The organism is Streptomyces pseudovenezuelae, from assembly GCF_001513955.1.
In the GTDB taxonomy this organism is placed as follows: Bacteria; Actinomycetota; Actinomycetes; order Streptomycetales; family Streptomycetaceae; genus Streptomyces; species Streptomyces pseudovenezuelae.
The window spans coordinates 1199279-1220392 of record NZ_KQ948144.1 but is presented as its reverse complement, the minus strand read 5'-3'; the positions used below and the strand labels follow the sequence as shown (position 1 = coordinate 1220392).

At 71.9% G+C, this 21114-nt stretch carries 23 protein-coding genes and 1 riboswitch; of the genes, 9 read left to right on the top strand and 14 right to left on the bottom strand.

The features are described from left to right. Positions 1-39: 39 nt before the first annotated feature. Positions 40-1542 (top strand): phytoene desaturase family protein, encoded by a 1503-nt coding sequence (locus AQI94_RS05365; protein ID WP_031059426.1) that lies wholly within the window; start codon positions 40-42, stop codon positions 1540-1542. 27 nt (positions 1543-1569) lie between these two features. Here the strand turns inward: AQI94_RS05365 and AQI94_RS05360 are convergent, their stop codons facing one another. The 6 genes from AQI94_RS05360 to AQI94_RS05335 form a co-directional block, all read right to left on the bottom strand. Continuing rightward, positions 1570-2541, bottom strand: a complete 972-nt coding sequence (locus AQI94_RS05360) for an SCO2102 family sporulation regulator (RefSeq protein ID WP_031059427.1) — start codon at positions 2539-2541, stop codon at positions 1570-1572. A 56-nt stretch (positions 2542-2597) separates the two neighbouring features. After that, positions 2598-3521 (bottom strand): methylenetetrahydrofolate reductase [NAD(P)H], encoded by a 924-nt coding sequence (metF, locus tag AQI94_RS05355; RefSeq protein ID WP_051832955.1) that lies wholly within the window; start codon positions 3519-3521, stop codon positions 2598-2600. Between the two features lie 123 nt (positions 3522-3644). Further along, positions 3645-4295, bottom strand: coding sequence for a thiamine phosphate synthase (thiE, locus tag AQI94_RS05350; protein ID WP_031059429.1), 651 nt, complete (start codon positions 4293-4295; stop codon positions 3645-3647). A 94-nt stretch (positions 4296-4389) separates the two neighbouring features. Then, entirely contained in the window at positions 4390-4761 is a 372-nt protein-coding gene (locus AQI94_RS05345; protein WP_031059430.1) for an Rv2175c family DNA-binding protein, read from the bottom strand. A 132-nt stretch (positions 4762-4893) separates the two neighbouring features. Further along, a complete protein-coding gene (locus tag AQI94_RS05340; protein WP_208611832.1) occupies positions 4894-6108 on the bottom strand; it encodes an NAD(P)/FAD-dependent oxidoreductase in 1215 nt (404 codons plus the stop codon). 32 nt (positions 6109-6140) lie between these two features. Next, complete coding sequence (locus tag AQI94_RS05335) at positions 6141-6491, bottom strand: hypothetical protein (RefSeq protein ID WP_031044487.1); 351 nt, start codon at positions 6489-6491, stop codon at positions 6141-6143. A 52-nt stretch (positions 6492-6543) separates the two neighbouring features. Further along, a riboswitch (TPP riboswitch) is annotated at positions 6544-6656 on the top strand. Here AQI94_RS05335 and thiO point away from each other — a divergent pair. From thiO to AQI94_RS05310, 5 genes are all read left to right on the top strand, one after another. After that, a complete protein-coding gene (thiO, locus tag AQI94_RS05330; protein WP_031044489.1) occupies positions 6654-7811 on the top strand; it encodes a glycine oxidase ThiO in 1158 nt (385 codons plus the stop codon). It overlaps the preceding riboswitch by 3 nt. Next, a complete protein-coding gene (thiS, locus tag AQI94_RS05325; protein ID WP_031044498.1) occupies positions 7808-8008 on the top strand; it encodes a sulfur carrier protein ThiS in 201 nt (66 codons plus the stop codon). The genes thiO and thiS overlap by 4 nt, the downstream gene beginning before the upstream one ends. 3 nt (positions 8009-8011) lie before the next feature. Then, positions 8012-8806: a thiazole synthase gene (locus AQI94_RS05320; RefSeq protein WP_031044501.1), complete on the top strand. Its 795-nt coding sequence runs from the start codon at positions 8012-8014 to the stop codon at positions 8804-8806. A gap of 118 nt (positions 8807-8924) precedes the next feature. Next, the gene (pknB, locus tag AQI94_RS05315) at positions 8925-10898 is read left to right on the top strand and encodes a Stk1 family PASTA domain-containing Ser/Thr kinase (RefSeq protein WP_031044503.1); all 1974 of its coding nucleotides are present in this window, start codon (positions 8925-8927) and stop codon (positions 10896-10898) included. A gap of 119 nt (positions 10899-11017) precedes the next feature. Then, positions 11018-11881 carry a deoxyribonuclease IV gene (locus AQI94_RS05310; protein WP_078902713.1) on the top strand — a complete coding sequence of 288 codons (864 nt, stop codon included), beginning with the start codon at positions 11018-11020 and terminating at the stop codon, positions 11879-11881. 40 nt (positions 11882-11921) lie between these two features. Here AQI94_RS05310 and AQI94_RS05305 read toward each other — a convergent pair whose 3' ends face one another. From AQI94_RS05305 to AQI94_RS05285, 5 genes are all read right to left on the bottom strand, one after another. Further along, on the bottom strand, positions 11922-12410 hold the full coding sequence (locus AQI94_RS05305) for a Pycsar system effector family protein (RefSeq protein ID WP_031044510.1): 489 nt from the start codon (positions 12408-12410) through the stop codon (positions 11922-11924). Continuing rightward, positions 12407-13483 carry a hypothetical protein gene (locus tag AQI94_RS05300; protein ID WP_031044514.1) on the bottom strand — a complete coding sequence of 359 codons (1077 nt, stop codon included), beginning with the start codon at positions 13481-13483 and terminating at the stop codon, positions 12407-12409. The genes AQI94_RS05305 and AQI94_RS05300 overlap by 4 nt, the downstream gene beginning before the upstream one ends. After that, positions 13480-15681 (bottom strand): hypothetical protein, encoded by a 2202-nt coding sequence (locus tag AQI94_RS05295; protein WP_051832169.1) that lies wholly within the window; start codon positions 15679-15681, stop codon positions 13480-13482. Before AQI94_RS05295 ends, AQI94_RS05300 begins: the two co-directional genes overlap by 4 nt. Continuing rightward, entirely contained in the window at positions 15678-16418 is a 741-nt protein-coding gene (locus AQI94_RS05290) for a nucleotidyl cyclase domain-containing protein (protein ID WP_051832171.1), read from the bottom strand. The genes AQI94_RS05295 and AQI94_RS05290 overlap by 4 nt, the downstream gene beginning before the upstream one ends. A 105-nt stretch (positions 16419-16523) precedes the next feature. After that, the gene (locus tag AQI94_RS05285; protein WP_031044523.1) at positions 16524-17222 is read right to left on the bottom strand and encodes a Crp/Fnr family transcriptional regulator; all 699 of its coding nucleotides are present in this window, start codon (positions 17220-17222) and stop codon (positions 16524-16526) included. 234 nt (positions 17223-17456) lie between these two features. Here AQI94_RS05285 and AQI94_RS05280 point away from each other — a divergent pair, with 234 nt between their 5' ends. Continuing rightward, a complete protein-coding gene (locus tag AQI94_RS05280; protein WP_031044525.1) occupies positions 17457-17963 on the top strand; it encodes a DUF4396 domain-containing protein in 507 nt (168 codons plus the stop codon). A 3-nt stretch (positions 17964-17966) separates the two neighbouring features. Here AQI94_RS05280 and AQI94_RS05275 read toward each other — a convergent pair whose 3' ends face one another. Further along, positions 17967-18599 carry a sulfite oxidase-like oxidoreductase gene (locus AQI94_RS05275; RefSeq protein ID WP_031044528.1) on the bottom strand — a complete coding sequence of 211 codons (633 nt, stop codon included), beginning with the start codon at positions 18597-18599 and terminating at the stop codon, positions 17967-17969. A gap of 177 nt (positions 18600-18776) precedes the next feature. Here AQI94_RS05275 and bfr point away from each other — a divergent pair, with 177 nt between their 5' ends. Next, on the top strand, positions 18777-19256 hold the full coding sequence (gene bfr / locus AQI94_RS05270; RefSeq protein WP_031044530.1) for a bacterioferritin: 480 nt from the start codon (positions 18777-18779) through the stop codon (positions 19254-19256). On the opposite strand, the gene AQI94_RS05265 is transcribed toward bfr, so the two are convergent. Beyond that, the gene (locus tag AQI94_RS05265) at positions 19253-19471 is read right to left on the bottom strand and encodes a (2Fe-2S)-binding protein (RefSeq protein WP_031044533.1); all 219 of its coding nucleotides are present in this window, start codon (positions 19469-19471) and stop codon (positions 19253-19255) included. The two genes, bfr and AQI94_RS05265, sit on opposite strands and share 4 nt — an antisense overlap. Positions 19472-19593: 122 nt before the next feature. After that, positions 19594-20946 carry a class II 3-deoxy-7-phosphoheptulonate synthase gene (locus AQI94_RS05260; RefSeq protein ID WP_020119869.1) on the bottom strand — a complete coding sequence of 451 codons (1353 nt, stop codon included), beginning with the start codon at positions 20944-20946 and terminating at the stop codon, positions 19594-19596. Between the two features lie 96 nt (positions 20947-21042). Here AQI94_RS05260 and AQI94_RS46535 point away from each other — a divergent pair, with 96 nt between their 5' ends. Continuing rightward, positions 21043-21099: a trp operon leader peptide gene (locus AQI94_RS46535; protein ID WP_071528813.1), complete on the top strand. Its 57-nt coding sequence runs from the start codon at positions 21043-21045 to the stop codon at positions 21097-21099. Positions 21100-21114 lie beyond the last annotated feature (15 nt).

Genomic DNA, 21114 nt, shown 5'->3' with positions numbered 1-21114 from the left:
GCGGCCGGAGTGTCAGTGGCGGCCGATAAAGTCGCAGGCATGGCACGGATTGCGGTGATCGGCGCCGGGATGGGCGCGATGGCGACCGCTGCCCGGCTGGCCGTCGCGGGCCACCGGGTGGCGGTGTACGAGCGTACGGAGACGTACGGCGGGGCGGTGCGCCGCCTGGAGCGGGACGGGTTCGCCTTCGACACCGGGCCGGGGCTGCTCACGCTCCCCGCGGTCTACCGCGACCTGTTCATCAAGACCGGCAAGGAGCCGCTGGAGTCCCTGGTCGAACTGGTCCAGGTCGACCCGTCGTCGCGGCACGTGTTCACGGACGGCACCGAGGTCTCCCTGCCGAACGCCTCACGCGCGGGCGTGGTCGCCGCACTGGACGAGGCGCTCGGCGCGGGTGCGGGGGCACGCTGGGGCGACTTCCTCATCCGGGCCCGCGAAGCCTGGGACAGGACCCGCAGGCCGCTCCTGGAGGAGCCCCTGTGGCCCAACTGGCAGGTGCTGGGGCGCGAGCCCTACCCCGCCGTGCCGCACAAGCGGCTGCTGCGCACCCGCCGCGCCTGCACCCTGGCCGAGATCGGCGCCTGGGAGCTGCGGGACCCCCGGCTCGCGGCCCTGCTGTACGGCCACGCGCTCGCGTACGGCGTCGACCCCGGCTCGGCACCGGCGAGCGCGTCCGTCCTGCCGTACATGGAGCACGCCTTCGGTACCTGGTATGTCCGCGGCGGCATGAGGGAGTTGGCGCGGGCGGTGTACGAGCGGTGCGTCCGGCGCAAGGTCGAGTTCCACTTCGGCGCGGAGGTGACGGGCGTCCTGGAGAAGGACGGCCGCGCGGCGGGCCTGGAGCTGTCCGACGGGACGCTCGTGGAGGTGGACACCGTCGTCGGCACCGGACCCTGGCGGCTGCGCCATCTCGTGCCGGGCCGTGAGCTCCACGGGCCGAAGGACGTCCCTGCCGACGCCGAGGACCTGCAGCCGGGCCGGGTCGTGGTCTGCCTCGCACTGCGTGGCGCGCGGGAGCCGGGCGCCGCGCACCGCACGGTGGTGTACGGCCCCGATCCGGAGGGCGAGCTGGACCTGTTCGTGCACGGGGAGACGCCGGAGCCCACGGTCCGGATCGACCGGCCGGACGACCCTGCCCTGCGCCCCGACGCGGACCACGAGTCCGTGGTGCTGACGGCGACCGTGCCCTGCGGACTCGGGCACGACTGGGCCACGCCTGCCGTGGTCGAGACCTTCGCCGACCGGATGGTCGCCGCCGCCGAGCGGGCGGTCCCGGGCCTGCGCGAGCGGATCCTGTGGCGTGAGGTGCGGACGCCGGTGCACACCGAGCGGGAGACGGGGGCCACGGGCGGGGCCGTCCCCCCGCCCTCGCTGGCCGGTGGCGAAGGCACCCTGCACCCGTCCAACAGCACGGCGGTACCCGGCCTGTTCACGGCCGGTGGCTGGTCGCACCCCGGCGGCGGCCTCGCCCACGCGGGCATGTCGGGCGCGCTGGTGGCCGGACTGATCGTGGAGGGACCGGAGTTCCGCGGCTCTCAGTGAGGGAGCGGTGAGGGCAGCCGCCCGGCCTCAGAAGCGGTACTGCTCGTCGTAGCCCTGGCCCTGGTTCTGCTGCCCCTGGCCGTTGTCGGGGTAGTAGCCCTGCTCGGGCGGGAGTTCGCCGCCGTAGGACTCGTCGGTGCGCTGCTGCGGCACCCACACCCCGCCGGCCGGGGTCTCCCCGCCGTACGTCCCGCCGTACTGGTCGTAGCCCTGCTGGGCGAACTGCTGCTGGCCGCCGTAGGAGGTGTCGTACGACCCCGTGCCGTAGGTCTGGGTGCCGATGTAAGGGTCGGAGTAGGCGGCGTACTGCTGCTGTCCGGCCTGGTCGTAGCCGTACTGCTGCTGGTCGTAGCCGGTGTAGCCGTCGTAGCCGTAGGTCTGGTCGGCGGCGGCCGTCGCGTACTGGTCCTGGGTCTGGTCCGCGGCGGCGTAGGACTGGTCACCGGCGTAGGCGGAGTCGTTGTACACGCCGTAGGAGCCGGTGTCGTCGGGCAGGGGCTGCGGCTCGTAGACCGCGGTGGTCTCGGCGGCCGTGGCGGCGGAGCGCGCGGGCGTGAAGACGTCGTCGCGGTCGTACTCGTCGTCGTGGCCGTAACCGGCGGTGGCCGGGCGGCCCTGGTCGTATCCGAGCTCGTCGCCGTAGGCCGCCTCACCCTGCTCCGGGTCGGAGACCGCCAGAGCGGGATCCTCGCTGCCGCGCTCCCGGCGGCTCTTCTTGCCGCCGGTCAGACCGCCCAGCGCGGCCGGCGGGTTGACCGCCCAGCCCTGTTCGAAGCCGCGGCGGAAGGAGAGGGTGACGTAGGTCTGACCGACCGCGAAGGCGATCGCGCCCAGCCCGATGACGATCACCTGCGACATCAGCACGCCGAGGACCACGCCGAGGAAGCCGACAAAGGCGAGCAGCCGCCAGCGCAGTCGCGCCTTGTACTGCAGCAGCACCTCGCCGAGCAGCCACAGCGCGACGAATCCGAACGCGATGTAGAGGACCGTCCAGCCCATGTACGCCCCTCTCCCAGTGACCGCTACGCAGTGTGTCGTATATCCGTGCGGCCGGTCTAGGCCTGCGGTCGATGGTGCAGACCCAGGTTTTCGTAGATTTCCAGCGTCGCCGTGGAGTTGTTGAGCGTGATGAAGTGCAGTCCGGGCACTCCCTCGGACAGCAGCCGTGCGCAGAACTCCGTGGCGAACTCGATTCCGATCGAGCGTACAGCGGCCGGATCGTCCTTGGCTGTGAGGATCCGCTCTTCCAGGGCGGAAGGGATGCTCGCGTTGCTGAGCTGCGGGAGCCGCTCCAGCATCCGCACGCTGGTCACGGGCATGACCTCGGGAATCACGGGGGTCTCGCAGTCGGCCGCGTGGACTCGGTCACGCAGCCGCAGATAGGACTCCGGCTGGAAGAACATCTGGGTGATGGCGTAGTCGGCGCCGGCGCGGCACTTGTCGACGAAGCGCGCCACGTCGGTGTCCCAGTCGGCCGAGCGCGGGTGCATCTCCGGGAAGGCGGCGACACCGACACAGAAGTCGCCCGACTCCTTGATGAGCTGGACGAGTTCGGCGGCGTAGGTCAGACCCTGCGGGTGGGCGAGCCAGTCGCCCATGGGGTCGCCGGGCGGGTCGCCGCGCACGGCCAGGATGTTGCGGATCCCGGCGTCGGCGTACTGGCCGATGATGTTGCGCAGCTCCGCGATGGAGTGGTTGACCGCGGTGAGGTGGGCGACCGGGGTCAGGGTGGTGTCCGCGACGATCTGCTGGGTCTCCTTGACGGTGCCCGCGCGGGTGGAGCCGCCGGCGCCGTAGGTGACGGAGACGAAGTCCGGGGCGACCGCCTCCACTCTCCTGAGGGCGCTCCACAGGTTCCGCTCACCCTTGGGGGTCTTCGGCGCCGAGAACTCGAAGGAGTGCGTCGTCTTGCCCGCGGCGAGCATGTCACGCACGGTGCGTGCGCGGTCAGTCCTGGTGGATGCGGTTCCTAGGGCCATACCGGCAGGTTAGCCAGGGGGCAGCGGTCACCCAACCAGATCACGGAAATTTGCCCGTTTTGTCGACTTGTTGTCCACCCCTCGGACACCGGGCCGATCATGCGACCGGCCGGCACCGGTTCGTCACCGCGTGTCACGCAGGCGCTTCGCGAACTCCGCGGCGGCCGCGCCCGGGTCGTCCGCCTCGGTGATCGCCCGGACGACCACCACCCGGCGGGCCCCGGCCTCCAGGACCTCGTCGAGGTTGCCGAGGTCGATACCGCCGATGGCGAACCACGGGCGGTCGGTGCCGAGGGCGGCGGTGTACCGGACCAGGTCGAGGCCGGGAGCGTGGCGGCCGGGCTTGGTGGGGGTGGGCCAGCAGGGACCGGTGCAGAAGTAGTCCACGCCGTCCTGCACGGCGGCCGCGGCGGCCTCGGACTCGGCGTGCGTGGAGCGGCCGACGAGGACGTCGTCGCCGAGGATCGCGCGGGCGGCGGGCACGGGCAGGTCGCCCTGGCCCAGGTGCAGTACGTCGGCGCCGGCCGCATGGGCGACGTCGGCCCGGTCGTTGACCGCGAGCAGCTTGCCGTGCCGCGCGCAGGCGTCGGCGAGGATCTGGAGGTGCTCCAGCTCCTCGGCCGCCTCCATGCCCTTGTCCCGAAGCTGCACGATGTCGACGCCGCCGGCCAGGACCGCGTCCAGGAACTCGGCGAGGTCGCCTTGGCGTCCGCGGGCGTCCGTGCACAGATAGACGCGGGCGTCGGCGAGCTGGGTGCGGGCGCTGTCGGGCATGCGTGTGTCTCCCCCGGGTTCGGTGGCGTACGGGCCGTGCCGGACCGGGGCCGTGGCCCCGGCGGTCACGGCCCGTACACCGGTGTGGTTCGGATCAGACGGCGAGCGCCTGGGCCCGGCGCTTCACCTCCGTGCCGCGATTCTCGCTCAGGGCCTGCGCGGGGGTGCCGGGCAGGCTCTCGTCGGGCGTGAAGAGCCACTCCAGCATCTCTTCGTCGGTGAAGCCGTCGTCCCTCAGGAGCGTCAGGGTCCCGGCCAGGCCCTTGACGACCTTCTGCTCGGCCCCGTCGATGAAGGCGGCGGGGACGTGCAGCGCGCGGTTCTCACCACGGCGTACGGCGATGAGCTGGCCGTCCTTGACCAGCTGCCGCACACGCGTCACCTCGACATCGAGGATCTCCGCGATGTCGGGGAGGGTGAGCCAGGCGGGGACGAGAGCATCGATCTTTGCGTCAATCTCGGTCACGGGATCAAGCGTGCCATCTCGCACTGACAGTCGGAAGCCGGGGCACCTCCGGCGGGGGAACCGGGACACCTCCGCGGGAGCGCGCGACGGCCCGGGGAACGGCTCCGGCGGAACCACGCGGCCGGTCGCCGACTACGCCGTGGCCGCCTTCAGGGGGCGCGCCGGGTCCACCAGCAGCTCCGGGTCCATCTCCGCGCCGGCCTCGATCAGGCGGCGGCCCTGGGCCAGGTCGCGGGGCCTGCCCACGGCGAGGAGCGCCACCAGGCGGTTCTCCCGCAGCCAGCACACCGACCAGGCGGGGCCCGAGGGCTCGCCGCGCCACAGGGTCGTGTCGGCGGACGCGTGGTGGCCGGCGTACTGGACGAAGCGGCCGAACTGCTCGGACCAGAAGTACGGGACCGGGTCGTAGACCGTGGGGGTCTCGCCCAGGATGTCGGCGGCCACCGTGCGGGGCCCCTGGAGGGCGTTGTCCCAGTGGTGGACCAGCAGGCGCTCGCCGTACCGGCCCGAGGGGAAGGAGGCGCAGTCCCCGACCGCGTGGACGTCCGGCACCGAGGTCCGCAGCCGGTCGTCGGCGACGACCTCGCGGTGGGCGCCGAGCTCGATCCCCGAACCGGCGAGCCAGGCCGTGGCGGGCCGGGCACCGATGCCGACCACGACCGCGCCCGCGGCCACCCGGGACCCGTCGTCCAGGACGACCGCGCCGGGCTCGACGCGCTCCACGCGCGCGCGGGTACGCAGTTCGACGCCCGCGTCGGCGTACCAGGAGGTCATCGGCGCGGCCACCTCGGCGGGCAGCGCGCCGGCGAGGGGCCGGTCGGCGGCCTCCACGACCGTCACCGCGCAGCCCGCCTCGCGCGCGGCGGTGGCGAACTCGGCGCCGATCCAGCCCGCGCCGACGACCACGACGTCGTGCTGCCGGGCGAGCACGGGGCGCAGCCGCTCGGCGTCGTCCAGGGTGCGCAGCAGATGCACCCCGGGCACGCCCTCCGTGCCCGGCAGCCGGATCGGCTCGGCGCCGGTGGCGAGGACCAGGACGTCGTACGGGAAGGGGCCGTCCTCGGTGTCCAGCTCGTGCGCCTCGGGGCGCACGCCGAGCACCTCACGGCCCAGCAGCAGTTCGATGCCGAGAGCCTCGAAGTCCACGTCGAAGGCGGAGCCCTCGGCCTTGCCCAGCAGTACGGCCTTGGAGAGCGGCGGACGGTCGTACGGCTGATGGGGCTCCGCGCCGATCAGCGTGACGGTTCCTCCGAAGCCCTGTTCGCGCAGGGCGACCGCGGTCTGCACCCCCGCCATGCCCGCGCCAACCACGACCACCCGCCGCTGCGCCTGCGTCTGCTCGCTCATTTGATCACCCTAGCCACCTGACAATCAGTCAGTCAGGAGTCGTGCGCAGTGACCTGCTCCACAACGCTCGTCCCGCTGCCCGCCTGCGACTCCCACTCCCAGGTCTCCTCCAGCCGCACCCGCCCGTCGGGGAGTTCCACGACGGTCGAGACGCAGTGCCCGGAGGAGGTCGTCCCGTCGTGCTTGAGCTGTACGTAACGGAAGTCGAGCCGGTCCCCCGCGCGCGTGCCGACCAGATGCCCGCGTACGACGTCACCGCCCGCGTACTCGGCCCAGATCGCCCCGTCCTGCTCGTGGTAGGTGAAGCGGGTGCGCGTACCCACCTGGCCTGGGGCCTGATCGGCCACCGGGGCGAGGACGAGGCCGTCGAGCGAGCGGGGCATGGTGGAAGGCTCCCTTACAGAGGCACACGGGCACGGGCTAGGGTGGCCAACGTAGAGCACTCGCGGGAGCCCGGACGCACCGGGCTGAGAGGGAGGCTGGGCGGCCTCCGACCGTACGAACCTGATCCGGGTCATGCCGGCGAAGGGAGGGGCTGGACGCCCATGTCCTCACGTACGTCAGACGTCCTCGTCGTCGGGGGCGGCATCATCGGCCTGGTCACGGCCTGGCGGGCCGCGCAGCGCGGTCTCACCGCGGCCGTCGTGGACCCCGAACCGGGCGGCGGGGCCGCCCAGGTGGCCGCCGGGATGCTGGCCGCGGTCACCGAACTGCACTACGGCGAGCAGACCCTGCTGGGCCTGAACCTCGCCTCCGCGCACCGCTATCCCGCCTTCGCGGCCGAGCTCACCGAGCTGACCGGGCACGACCTCGGCTACCGCAGGTGCGGCACGCTCGCCGTGGCCCTGGACGCCGACGACCGCGCCCATCTGCGCGAACTGCACGCGCTCCAGCGGCAGTCGGGGCTGGAGTCGGAGTGGCTGTCAGGCCGGGAGTGCCGGCGCCTTGAGCCGATGCTCGCGCCGGGGGTGCGGGGCGGGCTGCGGGTGGACGGCGACCACCAGATCGATCCGCGCCGCCTCACGCGCGCGTTGCTGGTCGCGTGCGAGCGGGCGGGTGTGCTGTTCCACCGCACGTGGGCGCGGCGTCTGCGGGTCGTACGGGACCGGGCCGCCGGGGTCACCACCACGGACGGCGCGGAACTGGCGGCGGACCAGGTGGTGCTCGCCGCCGGCAGCCTCAGCGGCCGCCTGGAAGGGGTCCCGGAGGCCCTCCTGCCTCCCGTACGGCCCGTCAAGGGGCAGGTGCTGCGACTGACCGTGCCGCAGCGCCACGCGCCCTTCCTGAGCCGTACCGTGCGGGCCGTCGTGCGCGGCAGCCACGTCTACCTGGTGCCGCGCGAGAGCGGCGAGCTGGTGATCGGCGCGACCAGCGAGGAGCTGGGCTGGGACACCACGGTGACCGCGGGCGGCGTGTACGAACTGCTGCGGGACGCGCACGAACTGGTCCCCGGCATCACCGAGCTGCCGCTGACGGAGACCCGCGCGGGTCTGCGCCCGGGCTCCCCGGACAACGCCCCGCTGCTCGGCCCGACGGACCTGCCCGGCCTGCTGCTGGCCACCGGGCACTACCGCAACGGCGTGCTGCTGACGCCGGTCACCGGGGACGCGCTGGCACACGCCCTGACGACCGGTGAACTGCCGGAGGCGGCCCGCCCGTTCACCCCGGGGCGTTTCCTCAAGTCCGTGGAGCAGCCGGCATGAACATCTCCGTCAACGGCGAGCCGCGCCGGTTCGCTCCCGGCACGGCTCTCGACACCGTCGTGCGGGCGCTGACGCCGGCGCCCTCCGGGGTGGCCGCCGCCCTCAACGAGACCGTGGTCCCGCGCGCGCAGTGGCCCTCGACGCCCCTCGCCGAGGGAGACCGCGTGGAAGTCCTCACCGCCGTCCAAGGAGGCTGACCCATGGCCGACGATCCCTTCGTCCTCGGCGGTGCGCCCTTCTCGTCCCGGCTGATCATGGGCACCGGCGGGGCGCCCAGCCCGGACGTGCTGGAGCGGGCGCTCATCGCCTCCGGCACCGAGCTGACGACGGTCGCGATGCGCCGCGTGGACCCCTCGGTGCACGGCTCGGTGCTGTCCGTGCTGGACAGGCTCGGCATCCGGGTGCTCCCGAACACGGCGGGCTGTTTCACCGCGGGGGAGGCCGTCCTGACGGCCCGCCTCGCGCGCGAGGCTCTCGGCACCGACCTGGTCAAGCTGGAGGTCATCGCCGACGAGCGCACCCTTCTGCCGGACCCCATAGAGCTGCTGGACGCGGCGGAGACCCTGGTGGACGACGGCTTCACGGTGCTGCCGTACACGAACGACGACCCGGTGCTCGCCCGGAAGCTGGAGGACGCGGGCTGCGCGGCGATCATGCCGCTGGGCTCACCGATCGGCTCGGGCCTCGGCATCCGCAACCCGCACAACTTCCAGCTGATCGTCGAGCGCGCGCGCGTGCCGGTGATCCTGGACGCGGGGGCGGGCACGGCGTCGGACGCGGCCCTGGCGATGGAACTGGGATGTGCCGGTGTGATGCTCGCCTCGGCGGTGACGCGGGCGCAGGAGCCGGAACTGATGGCGCACGCGATGCGGCACGCGGTGGAGGCGGGCCGGCTGGCGTACCGGGCGGGGCGCATCCCCCGGCGGCATTTCGCCGAGGCCTCGTCGCCGGCGGAGGGCAGGGCCGTACTGGATCCGGAACGCCCGGCGTTCTGAACACGCGTTCGATCCTGGATACGGCCAGGTGCGAGCTCCGTCACAGGTCAGCTGCAGTACGGCCGCCAAATCCGCCGAACCGGATGGACTGTCGGCGGCGGCTCGTAGACTCGCCTGCGTGGATACGACCCTTCAGGACCCGCTGGTCGGGCAGGTGCTCGACGGCCGCTATCGCGTGGACGCGCGGATCGCGGTCGGCGGGATGGCCACGGTCTACCGGGCCCTGGACACCCGTCTGGACCGCGTGCTCGCGCTCAAGGTGATGCACCCCGCGCTCGCGGCCGACGGGACCTTCGTCGAGCGGTTCATCCGGGAGGCCAAGTCCGTCGCCCGGCTCTCCCACCCGAACGTCGTGCAGGTCTTCGACCAGGGCACCGACGGGTCGTACGTCTACCTCGCCATGGAGTACGTCGCCGGCTGCACCCTGCGTGACGTGCTGCGCGAGCGCGGGGCCCTGCAGCCGCGTGCCGCCCTGGACATCCTGGAGCCGGTCCTCGCCGCGCTCGGCGCCGCGCACCGCGCCGGTTTCGTGCACCGGGACATGAAGCCGGAGAACGTCCTGATAGGGGACGACGGCCGGGTCAAGGTCGCCGACTTCGGTCTGGTGCGGTCCGTGAACACCGTGACCAGCACCACCGGAGCCGTCCTCGGCACCGTGTCCTATCTCTCACCCGAGCAGATCGACCAGCCCGGCACGGCGGACGCCCGCGTCGACGTGTACGCGTGCGGTGTCGTCCTGTACGAGATGCTGACCGGCAGCCAGCCGCACGAAGGCGACTCCCCCGCGATAGTCCTCTACAAGCACCTCCACGAGGACGTCCCGCCCCCCTCGGCCAGGGTCCCGGGGCTGCCGTACGAACTGGACGAGCTGGTCGCGTCGGCGACCGCCCGCACCCCGGACCTGCGTCCGTACGACGCCGTGGCCCTGCTCGCGCAGACCCGCGAGGCCCGCGGCAGGCTGAGCCCCGACCAGCTGGACGCGGAGCCCCCGCAGGCCCTCACCACGCAGTACGGAGGCGCGGAGAACCGTACGAGCGTGATCCCGCGCTCGCTGACCTCTCCCCTGCCCGGCGCCGCTCACGCGGGGGGATCCCCGGCACGCCTGCTGCCGGTCGACGGGGACGAGCCCGAGCAGGGGTACCACCGCACCAGCGTCCTGCAGAGCCCCCCGCTGCCGCCGTCCCGGCGTGAGCGCTCCTCCGGCCGCCCCCGGCGTGGCCCGCTCCTGATCGTCGCCGCGGTCCTGCTGGCCCTCGGGCTCGGCGCAGGTGTCTGGTACATCAACTCCGGGCAGTTCACCCACGTCCCGGCCCTCCTGGCGAAGACCGAGGCACAGGCCCGGGACCGGCTGGACCAGGCCGGTCTGGAGACCGGCAAGGTCACCTACGACTACAGCGACACCGTCAAGCGCGGCACCGTGATCAGCACGGACCCGGGGGTCGGCAGCCGGATCCGGAACCACGACTCCGTGTCGATCACCGTCTCCAGGGGCCCGCAGACGGTGAAGGTGCCCGACGTGGAGGGGTGGTCGCTGGGCAAGGCGAGAGCCCGGCTGAAGTCGGAGGATCTGGAACCGGGCATGGTCACCCGGGAGTTCAGCGACGACGTCCCGAAGGGGTTCGTGATCAGCACCGACCCCGGGAGCGGCACCACGCTGCGCGCCGGCGCGGCCATCGCGCTCACCGTCAGCAAGGGCGCCCCGGTCGACGTCCCGGACGTCAGCGGCGAGGACCTGGCCGACGCCAAGGCCGATCTGGCGGAGGCCGGCCTGAAGGTCGAGGTCGCCACCACCCGGGTCAACTCCGAGTTCGACGCGGGCCAGGTCGCCAAGCAGACCCCGGCCGCCGACAGCCAGGCGGCCGAGGGCGACACCGTCACGCTGACGGTGTCCAAGGGCCCGGTCATGGTCGAGGTCCCGGACGTCACGGGCGACAGCGTGGACGACGCCAAGTCCGAGCTGGAGGACGCGGGCTTCCAGGTCGACGAGGACCGTGGCCTGCTGGGCCTGTTCGGCGACACGGTGAAGAAGCAGTCGGTGGAGGGCGGGGACACGGCCCCCAAGGGCTCGACCATCACGATCACCATCCGCTGACGGACGCCCCCTGCGTTTGGGGGCGCGGGGAACTGCGCAAAACGCCCGCCCCCACCGAACCCGCACCCGCACCTGAACCCGCACCGCCCCAGCGCCGCAGGCAATGGCACCCTTGACCGGTGACAACTCAGCGCAACCCCGTCGGCGGTCACGTCCCCGTGGCCGGCGGCCTGCACTCGGTGGGCCTGTCGTACGCCCAGGACCTCGACGCCGAGACCGTGCAGGTCTTCGTCGCCAACCCGCGCGGCTGGGCCACCCCCGTCGGAAACCCCCGCCAGGACGAGGCGTTCCGCGAGACCTGCGCGGAACGCGCGATCCCGGCGTACGTGCACGCCCCGTACCTGATCAACTTCGGCTCGCACACCGAGGCGACGGTGGAGAAGTCGGTCGACTCGCTCCGGCACTCGCTGCGGCGCGGGCGCGAGATCGGGGCGCTCGGTGTCGTCGTGCACACCGGCAGCGCGACCGGCGGCCGGGACCGTTCCGTGGCCCTGAAGCAGGTCCGCGAGCATCTGCTGCCGCTCCTCGACGAACTCACCCACGACGACGACCCGTACCTGCTCCTGGAGTCGACCGCCGGCCAGGGTGCCTCGCTCTGTTCCCGCACCTGGGACTTCGGCCCGTACTTCGATGCCCTGGACGCCCACCCGAAGCTGGGCGTCTGCCTGGACACCTGCCACATCTTCGCCGCCGGCCACGACCTCACCGGCCCCTGCGGCATGCACCAGACGCTCGACCTGCTGGTGGACACGGTCGGCGAGGGCCGCCTGAAGCTGATCCACGCCAACGACTCCAAGGACGTCGTCGGCGCCCGCAAGGACCGCCACGAGAACATCGGCTCCGGCCACATCGGCGAGGACCCGTTCCGCGCCCTGATGACCCACCCCGCCACCGAGGGCGTCCCCCTGATCATCGAGACACCCGGCGGCAAGGAGGGGCACGCGGCCGACGTGGAGCGGTTGAAGAAGCTCCGGGACGGCTGAGGACGCCCCAGGCCGGCGGAGGAAGCCGGGGACGGCCCGGTCAGCTCACGAGGGCTGACAGGAACGCCAGCAGCAGCCCCGCCCCGAGCAGCACCATCGACCGACGCAGCCAGCGGTACTTGGCCGAGAGGATGACGCTGACGTCCTGGAACTGGGTCAGCAACCAGCTCACCCGGTCCGCGCCGGCCTCGGCGGTGGCACGGCGCAACGCCTCCAGGTCCGTGTCACGAAGGACGTCCGCGTAGTACGTCGGACCCGGGACCGAGCGGACCGTGCCGGTGCGGGGCAGGATCACCGCCAGGAGCAGCAGCGTGCCGACCGCCCAGAGCGCCGCACCCGCCGCGAGGAGCGCCGTGGCGGCCCCCGAGGCCTCGCTCGGTACTCCTCGGCCGAGCGCCAGCGCCGGCACCGCCACGGCACCCGAGAGCAGGATCGACGCCTTGACGTCCGCTCTGCCCAGATCCTCACGGACGGTCAGCAGCAGCCGCTCGGCGACGTAGTGCGCGGCCTCCGGTGCGTCCGGGGTCACTCGCGGGCCCCGGAACCCGATTCGTACTCCATCCCCGTGCCCTGGCCGGGAACCGAGTCGGTCGGCGACGCGGGAGGAGCCGGCGGTGCGTCGGCCGGAGGCAGCGGCGGTGCGGGCGGCATCGGGGGTATCGGCAGCGAGGTCGGGGCCGACGGGAGCCCGTGGGGAAAGACCCCGCCGGCGACCGTGCGGCTGTAGTCGATGAGGGCCTGGACCTGGTCGTCGATCTGGTGCCGCTGGACCACGCCCTGGTTGATCAGGTTGGTCAGGTAGTCCAGGGCGCCCTGGCGCTGCTCGCGGGCCTGCTGCTGGAGCACGCCGAGGATCTCGTGCGCCCGGCTCGGGTCCTGGGCCAGCATCGTGGCGTACTGGACGGTCTCGCCGGCGCTGATCAGCTTCTGCGCGTCGGCGAGGTTGGCGGCGATCCGCGCCTTGTGCGCGATGTCCATGGCCTCCTGGACCTTGCTGCCCGTCTCCACCGCGACCATCTGGGCCTGGTGGTCGGCGGCCGCCTGGCCGAGGTCGATGCGGATGAAGACCTGGGTGACCAGACCGAGGTCGGCGCCGAAGTCGTCCCACCGCCCGCTGGCCAGCTCGTCCTGGATCGCCTCGTCGACCTGCTGCGCCGAGTCCAGGCTGTGGCGTCGGCTGATCCCTCGCAGCCGGGCCTCCAGCGGCGGCCGGAGCATGCGTTCCACGTCGACCACCCGCTTCTCCGCGGCCAGGTAGAAGTCGCGCACCTCCCAGTTGACGTCGGCGCCCGCCTTGAACCGCGACCGGTCGCCGAGGGTGGGCAGTTCGAGCTGGAAGGAGACCTGGTGCTGACCGCGGGCGATCCAGCAGACCGAGGTGGGCTTGGCCATCAGCGGCTTGTTGAAGTGCTCCGCGCCGCGCACGGTGAGGATGCTGTAGCCGCCGTTCTTGTAGTAGAGCACCGAGGCCACCTGGCTGTTGCGGTGCCGGTAGGCGGCCTGTGGGGCGAACTCGCGTACGAAGGGGCCTCTGAGGTCGTGCGGGAGGACGAACTCCTCGTCCTGGCGCGGCCACTGCTGCCCCCACTGGTTGTGCGTCATGGTGTACTCGCTCCCTGGACCGCCCCCCACAGGCGGCGGACCTGCTGTTCGTTCAGTGGTTGGTCGGGGTCTTCGGTCAGTTCCGTGATCAGGGACAGCAGCCGGTCCCGGTCGTCCTGGCTGTGCACGAGCATCGGCAGGAACCGCTCCAGCGCCTCGGCCCAGGGCTGGTCGGCGGAGTCGCGCAGCCAGCCGGACAGGGTGTCGACGGCGGCCTCGTAGGAGCGTGGGGTCCGCAGGGCCGTCCACAGGAGCCCGGCGAGTTCCGCGGCCTGCGCGGGCCGTACGGCGGCGAGGGCCAGCATCAGCGGCCAGTCCCCGTGGCCCTCCAGATCGTCGTGCTGGTTCCAGAGATCGACCACGGTGACGGACGCCAGGAAGATCGTGCTCTGCAGACCGAGGTCCTGCTGGGGCCGGCGTTCGTCGGAGAGCCAGGCCCGGATCCGGCTCGGGGTACGGCCGTCGGGGTGGGCGCCCGCGAAGTGGGCGACCTGGACGGCCGCGTCGGCCCGGAGCCGGCCCTCGTCCCAGACGCCGATGCCGCCGAGCAGGTCCAGCGTCTCGCGCAGGGTGGCCGTGGCGCGCCCCCTGCCGAGCACGGCGCCCGCCGTCCAGCGCAGCTGCTGGTCGCCGTGCCGGGCCCAGGAGCCGACCAGGGCGCGGATCGCGCTGCCGACGTCCGGGGAGCGCAGGGCCACGTCGAGCACGGTCGCGGCGAACAGCCGGCGCCGGGCCTGCTTGGCCTGGGCCATGGGCTGGACCAGTTCGTGCACGGTGTGCGACAGGTCGAGGCGGCACAGCTGTCCGGCCGCGACGGCGGCCCGCACCCAGACCTGGGGCCGGTCGTCCTCGCACAGTCCGGACAGCCACCGCAGCACGGGCCCGCGTGCGTTGTGCCGGTGCTGCCAGAGGTGGCCGAGGACGGCCGGGGCGAGGGCTTCACCGGCGAAGCGCACCGTGCGGACCGGGACCTCCTCGGTGCCGACCTCCTCCGTGCCGAGTTCGGCGACCGCGCGGGCGGAGACCAGCCGGGCGTCGACGCCGTCGCTGAACAGCGGGCGGCCGGGGGTCGCCTCCGGGTCGACGGTGACGGCCAGTTCCCAGGCGAGCACCTCGGCGGCCTCGGCGACGGCGCTGAGCGAAGCCCCGTCCAGGACGGCGACGGCGATCCGGTAGGCCGCGTCCCGTAACCGCTCGGGGGTCTCGGAGCGGACGCCTCCGGCGAACCACTCGGCGGCCTGGTTCTCGGCGAACTTCCGGCATGCGGCGAGCAGTTCGTCGTGCGTGAGCTCGCCCCGGGTGTTGCGGGCCAGCAGGGTCGCGAAGTGGGCGGCCTCCGCCGGCCGCAGGTCGTCGAGGCCCCGCGCCTCCTCCACCTCGGGATCGAGGGCCATGGCCCGGGCGCGCTCGTACGACTCGGGCCCCGCCTCGTCGAGTTCGTCGGCGAGGTGCCCTTCGAGTACGGCGGTGTGGGCGACCGGGGTGTGCACGCGGTAGTAGCGGCCGCCGCGGGAGAGCACGTCCCCGGGTTCGGGGGTGGCCAGCAGGACGGCGTACGCCTGCTTCTTGCGCAGCAGTTCGCACAGCCGGTCCAGGCCGGTCTCGTCGGGCAGTCCGACCGCGCTGGGTTCCAGCACATAGCCGTGGCCCTCGTCGACCTGGCCGTCGTCCAGGTGGTCCAGGTCGGTCCGTGGGTCGAGCCGCGAGACCTGGCCGCGGGTCAGGTCGTCGAGCAGGGACAGGGCGGTGTACGAACGGCCGGTGCCGGGTCGGCCGAGCAGGACCAGAAGCCGTCCGTCGCGCAGTTGCTCGCGGTACTCGTCGTAGTCCTCCGGTTCCTGGAAGACCCGGCGCAGCCTGCGCAGTTCGTCCTCGGGGAGGGGGCCGGCCAGCAGCCGCTCGGCCGGCTGTCCGCCGTAGAAGTTCATGGTGTGGACGGATCCGGAGCTGATGAGCGTGCCGGAGCCGTGCGAGGACACGGTCGAGCGGTAGATCCGGGAGGCGGCGGCCGCGGCCCCGGGCAGCGCCTCCTCGCCGAGCGGGTCGGCCGCGGTGCCGCCGATGACGTCGGACTGAGGCTGCTCCGGGCCGCTGCCCGCCTCGGGGCCGGCGGCCTTGTCCGGCTCGGCCTTCTGCTGCGGCTGTTGCTGCTGGGGCTTCGGGGCGCCCTGAGGGGGCTGGGGGCTCTGGGCGTTCACCGGTCACCGCCGTACTGGTCGATGTGCAACGTGTCGACCTTGCCGTTGGCGATGAACTGGCCGCTGCCGTGGTGGTGGTTGTTCTGGACGAAGCTGTCCCCGGTCCCCTGGGGCTGCGGCGGCTCGGGCCGGGGTGCCGTCGCCGTGGTCGCCGGGTCGGGAGGCCGAGGCAGCCCGGGCACGGTGAACCAGGCGGCCTTGCGGCCCTCCTTGAGCTCGACCTCGTGGCGGCGGTAGCGGTCCGGCTCCACCCAGCGTCCGCCGGCGAGGACGACGTCCTCGTACAGCCGGTCGGAGGCGACCGCCACCAGGGGTGACCCTTCCGCGGCCTTGAGGATCGCCTTCGCGGTGTCGCAGTCCCCCAGCCGGCAGGCCAGGTCGACCGCGCGCCCGGAGCGGCCGTGCTCGTCGGCCGTGACGGGACCGATGTGCAGGCCCACGCGCAGCCGCAGCGGTGTCCTGAGGCCGCGGTTGAGCTGGCGGAGGTCCTGGTGGAGGTACTCCAGCCACTCCCCCACCACCCGCCTGGGCGGTACGTCGGCCGCCAGGACGCTGAGGATGCCGTCGCCGCGGTCCTCCTGGTACAGCCGGGGAGCACGGATACGGGCCTGCTCGAAGGCGGCGTTCGTGACCTCGTAGAGTCTGCGCCGCATCTCGGGTTTCTCGGTGTCGGTCAGCAGGCCCGAGCCCTGCGCGTCCACGTTGACGATGAAGCCGTACGCGGCTTCCCCCTCCATCGTTCTCTCCTCCCTGCCGTCCCGTCGAACCACCGGCTCCTCGGATGGTCGCGGAGTCGGCCGAGCACCGCTGTAGCCGTTTACACAGCGCGGCACCCGGTGCTGCTAGGTGTGTGTGCCATGAGGCTGTCCGGCGGCGAGCAGGCGGAGCGGATCCAGGTCGGCGACGGCGAGGGTGCCGGGGCCGGTGCGGACCAGGCCCTGTTCGCGTAACAGGCGCAGGGCCTTGGCGACGGCCTCGCGGGTGGAGCCCACCGATGCGGCCAGTTCGTGCTGCGCGAGGGGGAGCCGTATGGTCACCGCCTCGTTCTCCAGGCGGCCGGTACGGTCGGCGAGTTCGACCAGGCGTTCCGCCAGCCTCTGCAGCACGGTCATGGAGGCGAGGGCCCGGCGCTCGTGGTCCGCGCTGCGCAGCCGCTCGGTGAGCTGGATCGTCATCAGCGCGTTGGCGTGCGGCCGCGAGGCGAGGAAGTGCCGGAAACGCTCGCCGGACACGACCAGGCCGGTCAGCGGGCCGAGGGCGCTCACCGAGGCGCTGCGGGGACGGCCGTCGAGTGCCGCCATGTCGCCCACGAGTTCACCGGCCCGCCGCAGGGCCAGGATCAGACGGCCGCCGCGCTCGGTCGGCGTCCACACCGTGCACCAGCCGCTGAGCAGGACGACCACGAAGGTGGTGCGGTCCCCCTCCGCGAGGAGCGTGTCGTGCGGCGGGTACTCGTGCCGGGTGCCGAGACTCGACAACGCCTCCCGGTCCGCCGGGCCGAGACCCCCGAAAAAGGTATGCCGCTCACCGAACAGCCCCACCGTCGTCCCCCGAACCGCTCTCCCCCGAACCGGATCGCAAGCGGAACCCCGCGGGCCCCTCGAATCCGTCTCCACCCGGCCTTCCCCGCCAGGCAAGGATCACAGCGTAGCGCTCTGGGCACGGAATGTTCCGTCCGTTCCCTGAACGACGCCCGAACCTTCACAGGAATACCCCCAGGGGGTATACAGTTGACTTCAGTCGAAGCATCCGCCAACCGACACCGGGGGTCAGCCGTGGACCACGAGCACACCGCACACACTCACACCCACACCGCGCACACCGACGCCGCACAGGCGAGCGGCGCCACCTGGTCCACCGCCGCCCAGGCCACCCTGCACTGCCTCACCGGCTGCGCCATCGGCGAGGTGCTCGGCATGGTCATCGGTACCGCGCTGGGCTGGGGCAACCTGCCGACCACCGTGCTGGCGATCGTCCTGGCCTTCTTCTTCGGCTACTCCCTCACCCTGCGCGGGGTCCTGAAGGCCGGCATGGGCTTCCGGGCCGCGCTCCGGGTGGCACTGGCCGCCGACACGCTGTCCATCGCCGTGATGGAGCTGATCGACAACGGCGTGATCGTCCTGTGGCCGGACGCCATGGACGCGGAACTCGCCGATCTGCTGTTCTGGGTGTCACTGGCGATCTCGCTGGCCATCGCGTTCGTCGTGACCGTGCCGGTCAACAAGTGGATGATCGGCCGCGGCAAGGGGCACGCCGTGGTCCACCAGCACCACGCGCACTGACCGTCACAGCTCGGGGCCGTCCCCCGGCTCCTCCTGGTACGAGTACCGCTGTTCCTTCCAGGGGTCGCCGACGTTGTGGTAGCCGCGCTCCTCCCAGAACCCGCGCCGGTCGGCGGTCATGTACTCCACGCCGCGGACCCATTTGGGCCCCTTCCAGGCGTACAGATGGGGGACGACCAGCCGGAGCGGGAACCCGTGCTCCGCGGTCAGCAGCTCGCCGTCCTTGTGGGTGGCGAAGATCGTGCGCTCGGACGCGAAGTCCGCGAGGCGGAGGTTGGAACTGAAGCCGTACTCGGCCCAGACCATCACATGGGTGACCGCCGGCGCGGGCGGGGCGATGTCCAGGATGGCGCGGGCCGGGATGCCGCCCCACTCGGCGCCCAGCATGCTGAACTTCGTCACACAGTGCAGGTCACCCACGACGGTGGTGTACGGCAGGGCCGTGAACTCCTCGTGGTTCCAGCAGTGTTTCTCGTCGTCCTCGGTGGCGCCGAAGATCCGGAACTCCCAGCGCTCGGGCCGGAACCTGGGGACCGGCCCGTAGTGCGTGACGGGCCAGCCTCGCTGCAGTCGCTGCCCCGGCGGAAGCTCGGAGTACGCCGCTTCTCCACTCTCCCGCTCCACCGGCTGACCCATGCCTTCCATCCTGACAGACCCGAGGCGATGCACCGGACCAGCCCCAGCCCAACACGCCTCAAATCGGACTAAGCATGCCCTTACTTACTAAGTGAAGACTTACTGGACGATCTTCTTCCCCGGTGCAAGGATGCGGCGCAGCCTGCCAGTTCCCCACGGTTGGAAGGAGCCTCTGCGATGCAGGGCGACCCCGAGGTCATCGAATTCCTCAACGAGCAGCTCACGGGCGAGCTCACCGCGATCAACCAGTACTTCCTGCACGCGAAGATGCAGGAGAACTTCGGCTGGACGAAGCTCGCGAAGTACACCCGGCACGAGTCGTTCGACGAGATGAAGCACGCCGAGGTCCTCACCGACCGGATTCTCTTCCTGGAGGGGCTGCCGAACTACCAGCGGCTGTTCCACGTGCGCGTGGGCCAGACCGTCAAGGAGATGTTCGAGGCCGACCGGCAGGTCGAGGTCGAGGCCATCGACCGCCTCAAGCGCGGTATCGAGGTGATGCGCGCCAAGGGGGACATCACCTCGGCGAACATCTTCGAGTCGATCCTCGCGGACGAGGAGCACCACATCGACTATCTCGACACCCAGCTGGAGCTTGTGGAGAAGCTCGGTGAGGCGCTCTACATCGCGCAGCTGATCGAGCAGCCGGAGAGCTAGGCGGCCTCGTCCAGTTCGACGCGCTCGGGACGCTCGACGAGTTCGGGACGCGGGTACGCGCCCCGGCCGAGGATCGCCTGGATGCGCCGCACGCAGGAACCGCAGTCGGTGCCCGCCTTGCAGGCGGAGGCAATCTGGCGCGGCGTGCAGGCGCCGTTCTCCGCGTGATGCTTGACCTGCGTCTCGGTCACACCGAAGCAGCTGCAGACGTACACGCGGATTCACCTCCTGCCGGGATCGTTAAGGCTAACCTAACCTTACCCGGCGCCGGGTGACCACAAAAGTGGTGTGGGGCGCGGATCGTATGTGATCCGCGCCCCACAGCCGTCTCAGGGACTCACTGGTCCCGGTACATCTCCGCGACGAGGAACGCCAGGTCGAGCGACTGGCTGCGGTTGAGCCGCGGGTCGCAGGCGGTCTCGTAGCGCTGGTGCAGATCGTCGACGAAGATCTCGTCGCCACCGCCCACGCACTCGGTGACGTCGTCACCGGTGAGCTCGACGTGGATGCCGCCCGGGTGGGTGCCGAGGCCCTTGTGGACCTCGAAGAAGCCCTTGACCTCGTCGAGCACGTCGTCGAAGCGGCGGGTCTTGTGACCGGAGGCCGCCTCGTAGGTGTTGCCGTGCATCGGGTCGGTGATCCAGGCGACGGTCGCGCCGGAGGCGGTGACCTTCTCGACCAGCTCGGGCAGCTTGTCGCGGACCTTGTCGGCGCCCATGCGGACGATGAAGGTCAGCCGGCCGGGCTCACGGTCGGGGTCCAGGCGCTCGATGTACTGGAGCGCCTCCTCGGCCGTGGTGGTCGGGCCGAGCTTGATGCCGATCGGGTTGCGGATCTGCGAGGCGAACTCGATGTGCGCGTGGTCCAGCTGCCGGGTGCGCTCACCGATCCACACCATGTGCGCCGAGACGTCGTACAGCCGCCCGGTGCGCGAGTCGACGCGGGTGAGCGCCGACTCGTAGTCGAGCAGCAGCGCCTCGTGCGAGGAGTAGAACTCGACGGTCTTGAACTCCTCCGGGTCGGTCCCGCAGGCCCGCATGAAGTTCAGCGCCTGGTCGATCTCGCGGGCCAGCTGCTCGTAGCGCTGGCCGGAGGGGGACGACTTCACGAAGTCCTGGTTCCAGGCGTGCACCTGGCGCAGGTCGGCGTAGCCGCCGGTGGTGAAGGCGCGCACCAGGTTGAGCGTGGACGCGGAGGCGTTGTACATCCGCTTCAGGCGCTCGGGGTCCGGGATCCGGGCCTTCTCGTTGAACTCGAAGCCGTTGACGGAGTCGCCGCGGTAGGTCGGCAGGGTCACGCCGTCGCGGGTCTCGGTGCCCTTGGAGCGCGGCTTGGAGTACTGGCCGGCGATGCGGCCGACCTTCACGACCGGCACCGAGGCGGCGTACGTCAGCACGGCGCCCATCTGGAGCAGGGTCTTGAGCTTGTTGCGGATGTGGTCCGCGGACACGGCGTCGAAGGCCTCGGCGCAGTCGCCGCCCTGGAGGAGGAACGCCTCTCCCTTGGCGACGGCCGCCAACCGGGCGCGCAGCTGGTCGCACTCGCCCGCGAAGACGAGCGGCGGATACGACTCGAGGTCCGCGATCACTGCGCGCAGAGCCTCGGTGTCGGGGTACTCGGGCTGCTGCGCCGCGGGCAGGTCTCGCCAGGTGTTGCCAGCGCTCGCGCTGGTCTTAGCGTTCACGGTCACGGCATCAACATTACGGGGTCGTGTCGGGGCTCCCGGGCCATGCCCAGCAAATGAGACACGGGGTACAAGGGTCGGACATGGGATAAGGTGCGTCGCATGTTCGCGCACTCGACCCAGAACTGGTGGTGGACCGCTCATCCGGCGGCCCACTGACTGCGCGTACGCAAG

What these genes read in the sequence shown, in the direction of transcription:
- AQI94_RS05365 (WP_031059426.1), top strand. Translation starts at nt 40, where the DNA reads ATGGCACGGATTGCGGTGATCGGCGCCGGGATGGGCGCGATGGCGACC.
- AQI94_RS05360 (WP_031059427.1), bottom strand. Translation starts at nt 2,541, where the DNA reads ATGGGCTGGACGGTCCTCTACATCGCGTTCGGATTCGTCGCGCTGTGG.
- metF (WP_051832955.1), bottom strand. Translation starts at nt 3,521, where the DNA reads ATGGCCCTAGGAACCGCATCCACCAGGACTGACCGCGCACGCACCGTG.
- thiE (WP_031059429.1), bottom strand. Translation starts at nt 4,295, where the DNA reads ATGCCCGACAGCGCCCGCACCCAGCTCGCCGACGCCCGCGTCTATCTG.
- AQI94_RS05340 (WP_208611832.1), bottom strand. Translation starts at nt 6,108, where the DNA reads ATGAGCGAGCAGACGCAGGCGCAGCGGCGGGTGGTCGTGGTTGGCGCG.
- AQI94_RS05335 (WP_031044487.1), bottom strand. Translation starts at nt 6,491, where the DNA reads ATGCCCCGCTCGCTCGACGGCCTCGTCCTCGCCCCGGTGGCCGATCAG.
- thiO (WP_031044489.1), top strand. Translation starts at nt 6,654, where the DNA reads ATGTCCTCACGTACGTCAGACGTCCTCGTCGTCGGGGGCGGCATCATC.
- thiS (WP_031044498.1), top strand. Translation starts at nt 7,808, where the DNA reads ATGAACATCTCCGTCAACGGCGAGCCGCGCCGGTTCGCTCCCGGCACG.
- AQI94_RS05320 (WP_031044501.1), top strand. Translation starts at nt 8,012, where the DNA reads ATGGCCGACGATCCCTTCGTCCTCGGCGGTGCGCCCTTCTCGTCCCGG.
- AQI94_RS05300 (WP_031044514.1), bottom strand. Translation starts at nt 13,483, where the DNA reads ATGACGCACAACCAGTGGGGGCAGCAGTGGCCGCGCCAGGACGAGGAG.
- AQI94_RS05290 (WP_051832171.1), bottom strand. Translation starts at nt 16,418, where the DNA reads ATGGAGGGGGAAGCCGCGTACGGCTTCATCGTCAACGTGGACGCGCAG.
- AQI94_RS05275 (WP_031044528.1), bottom strand. Translation starts at nt 18,599, where the DNA reads ATGGGTCAGCCGGTGGAGCGGGAGAGTGGAGAAGCGGCGTACTCCGAG.
- bfr (WP_031044530.1), top strand. Translation starts at nt 18,777, where the DNA reads ATGCAGGGCGACCCCGAGGTCATCGAATTCCTCAACGAGCAGCTCACG.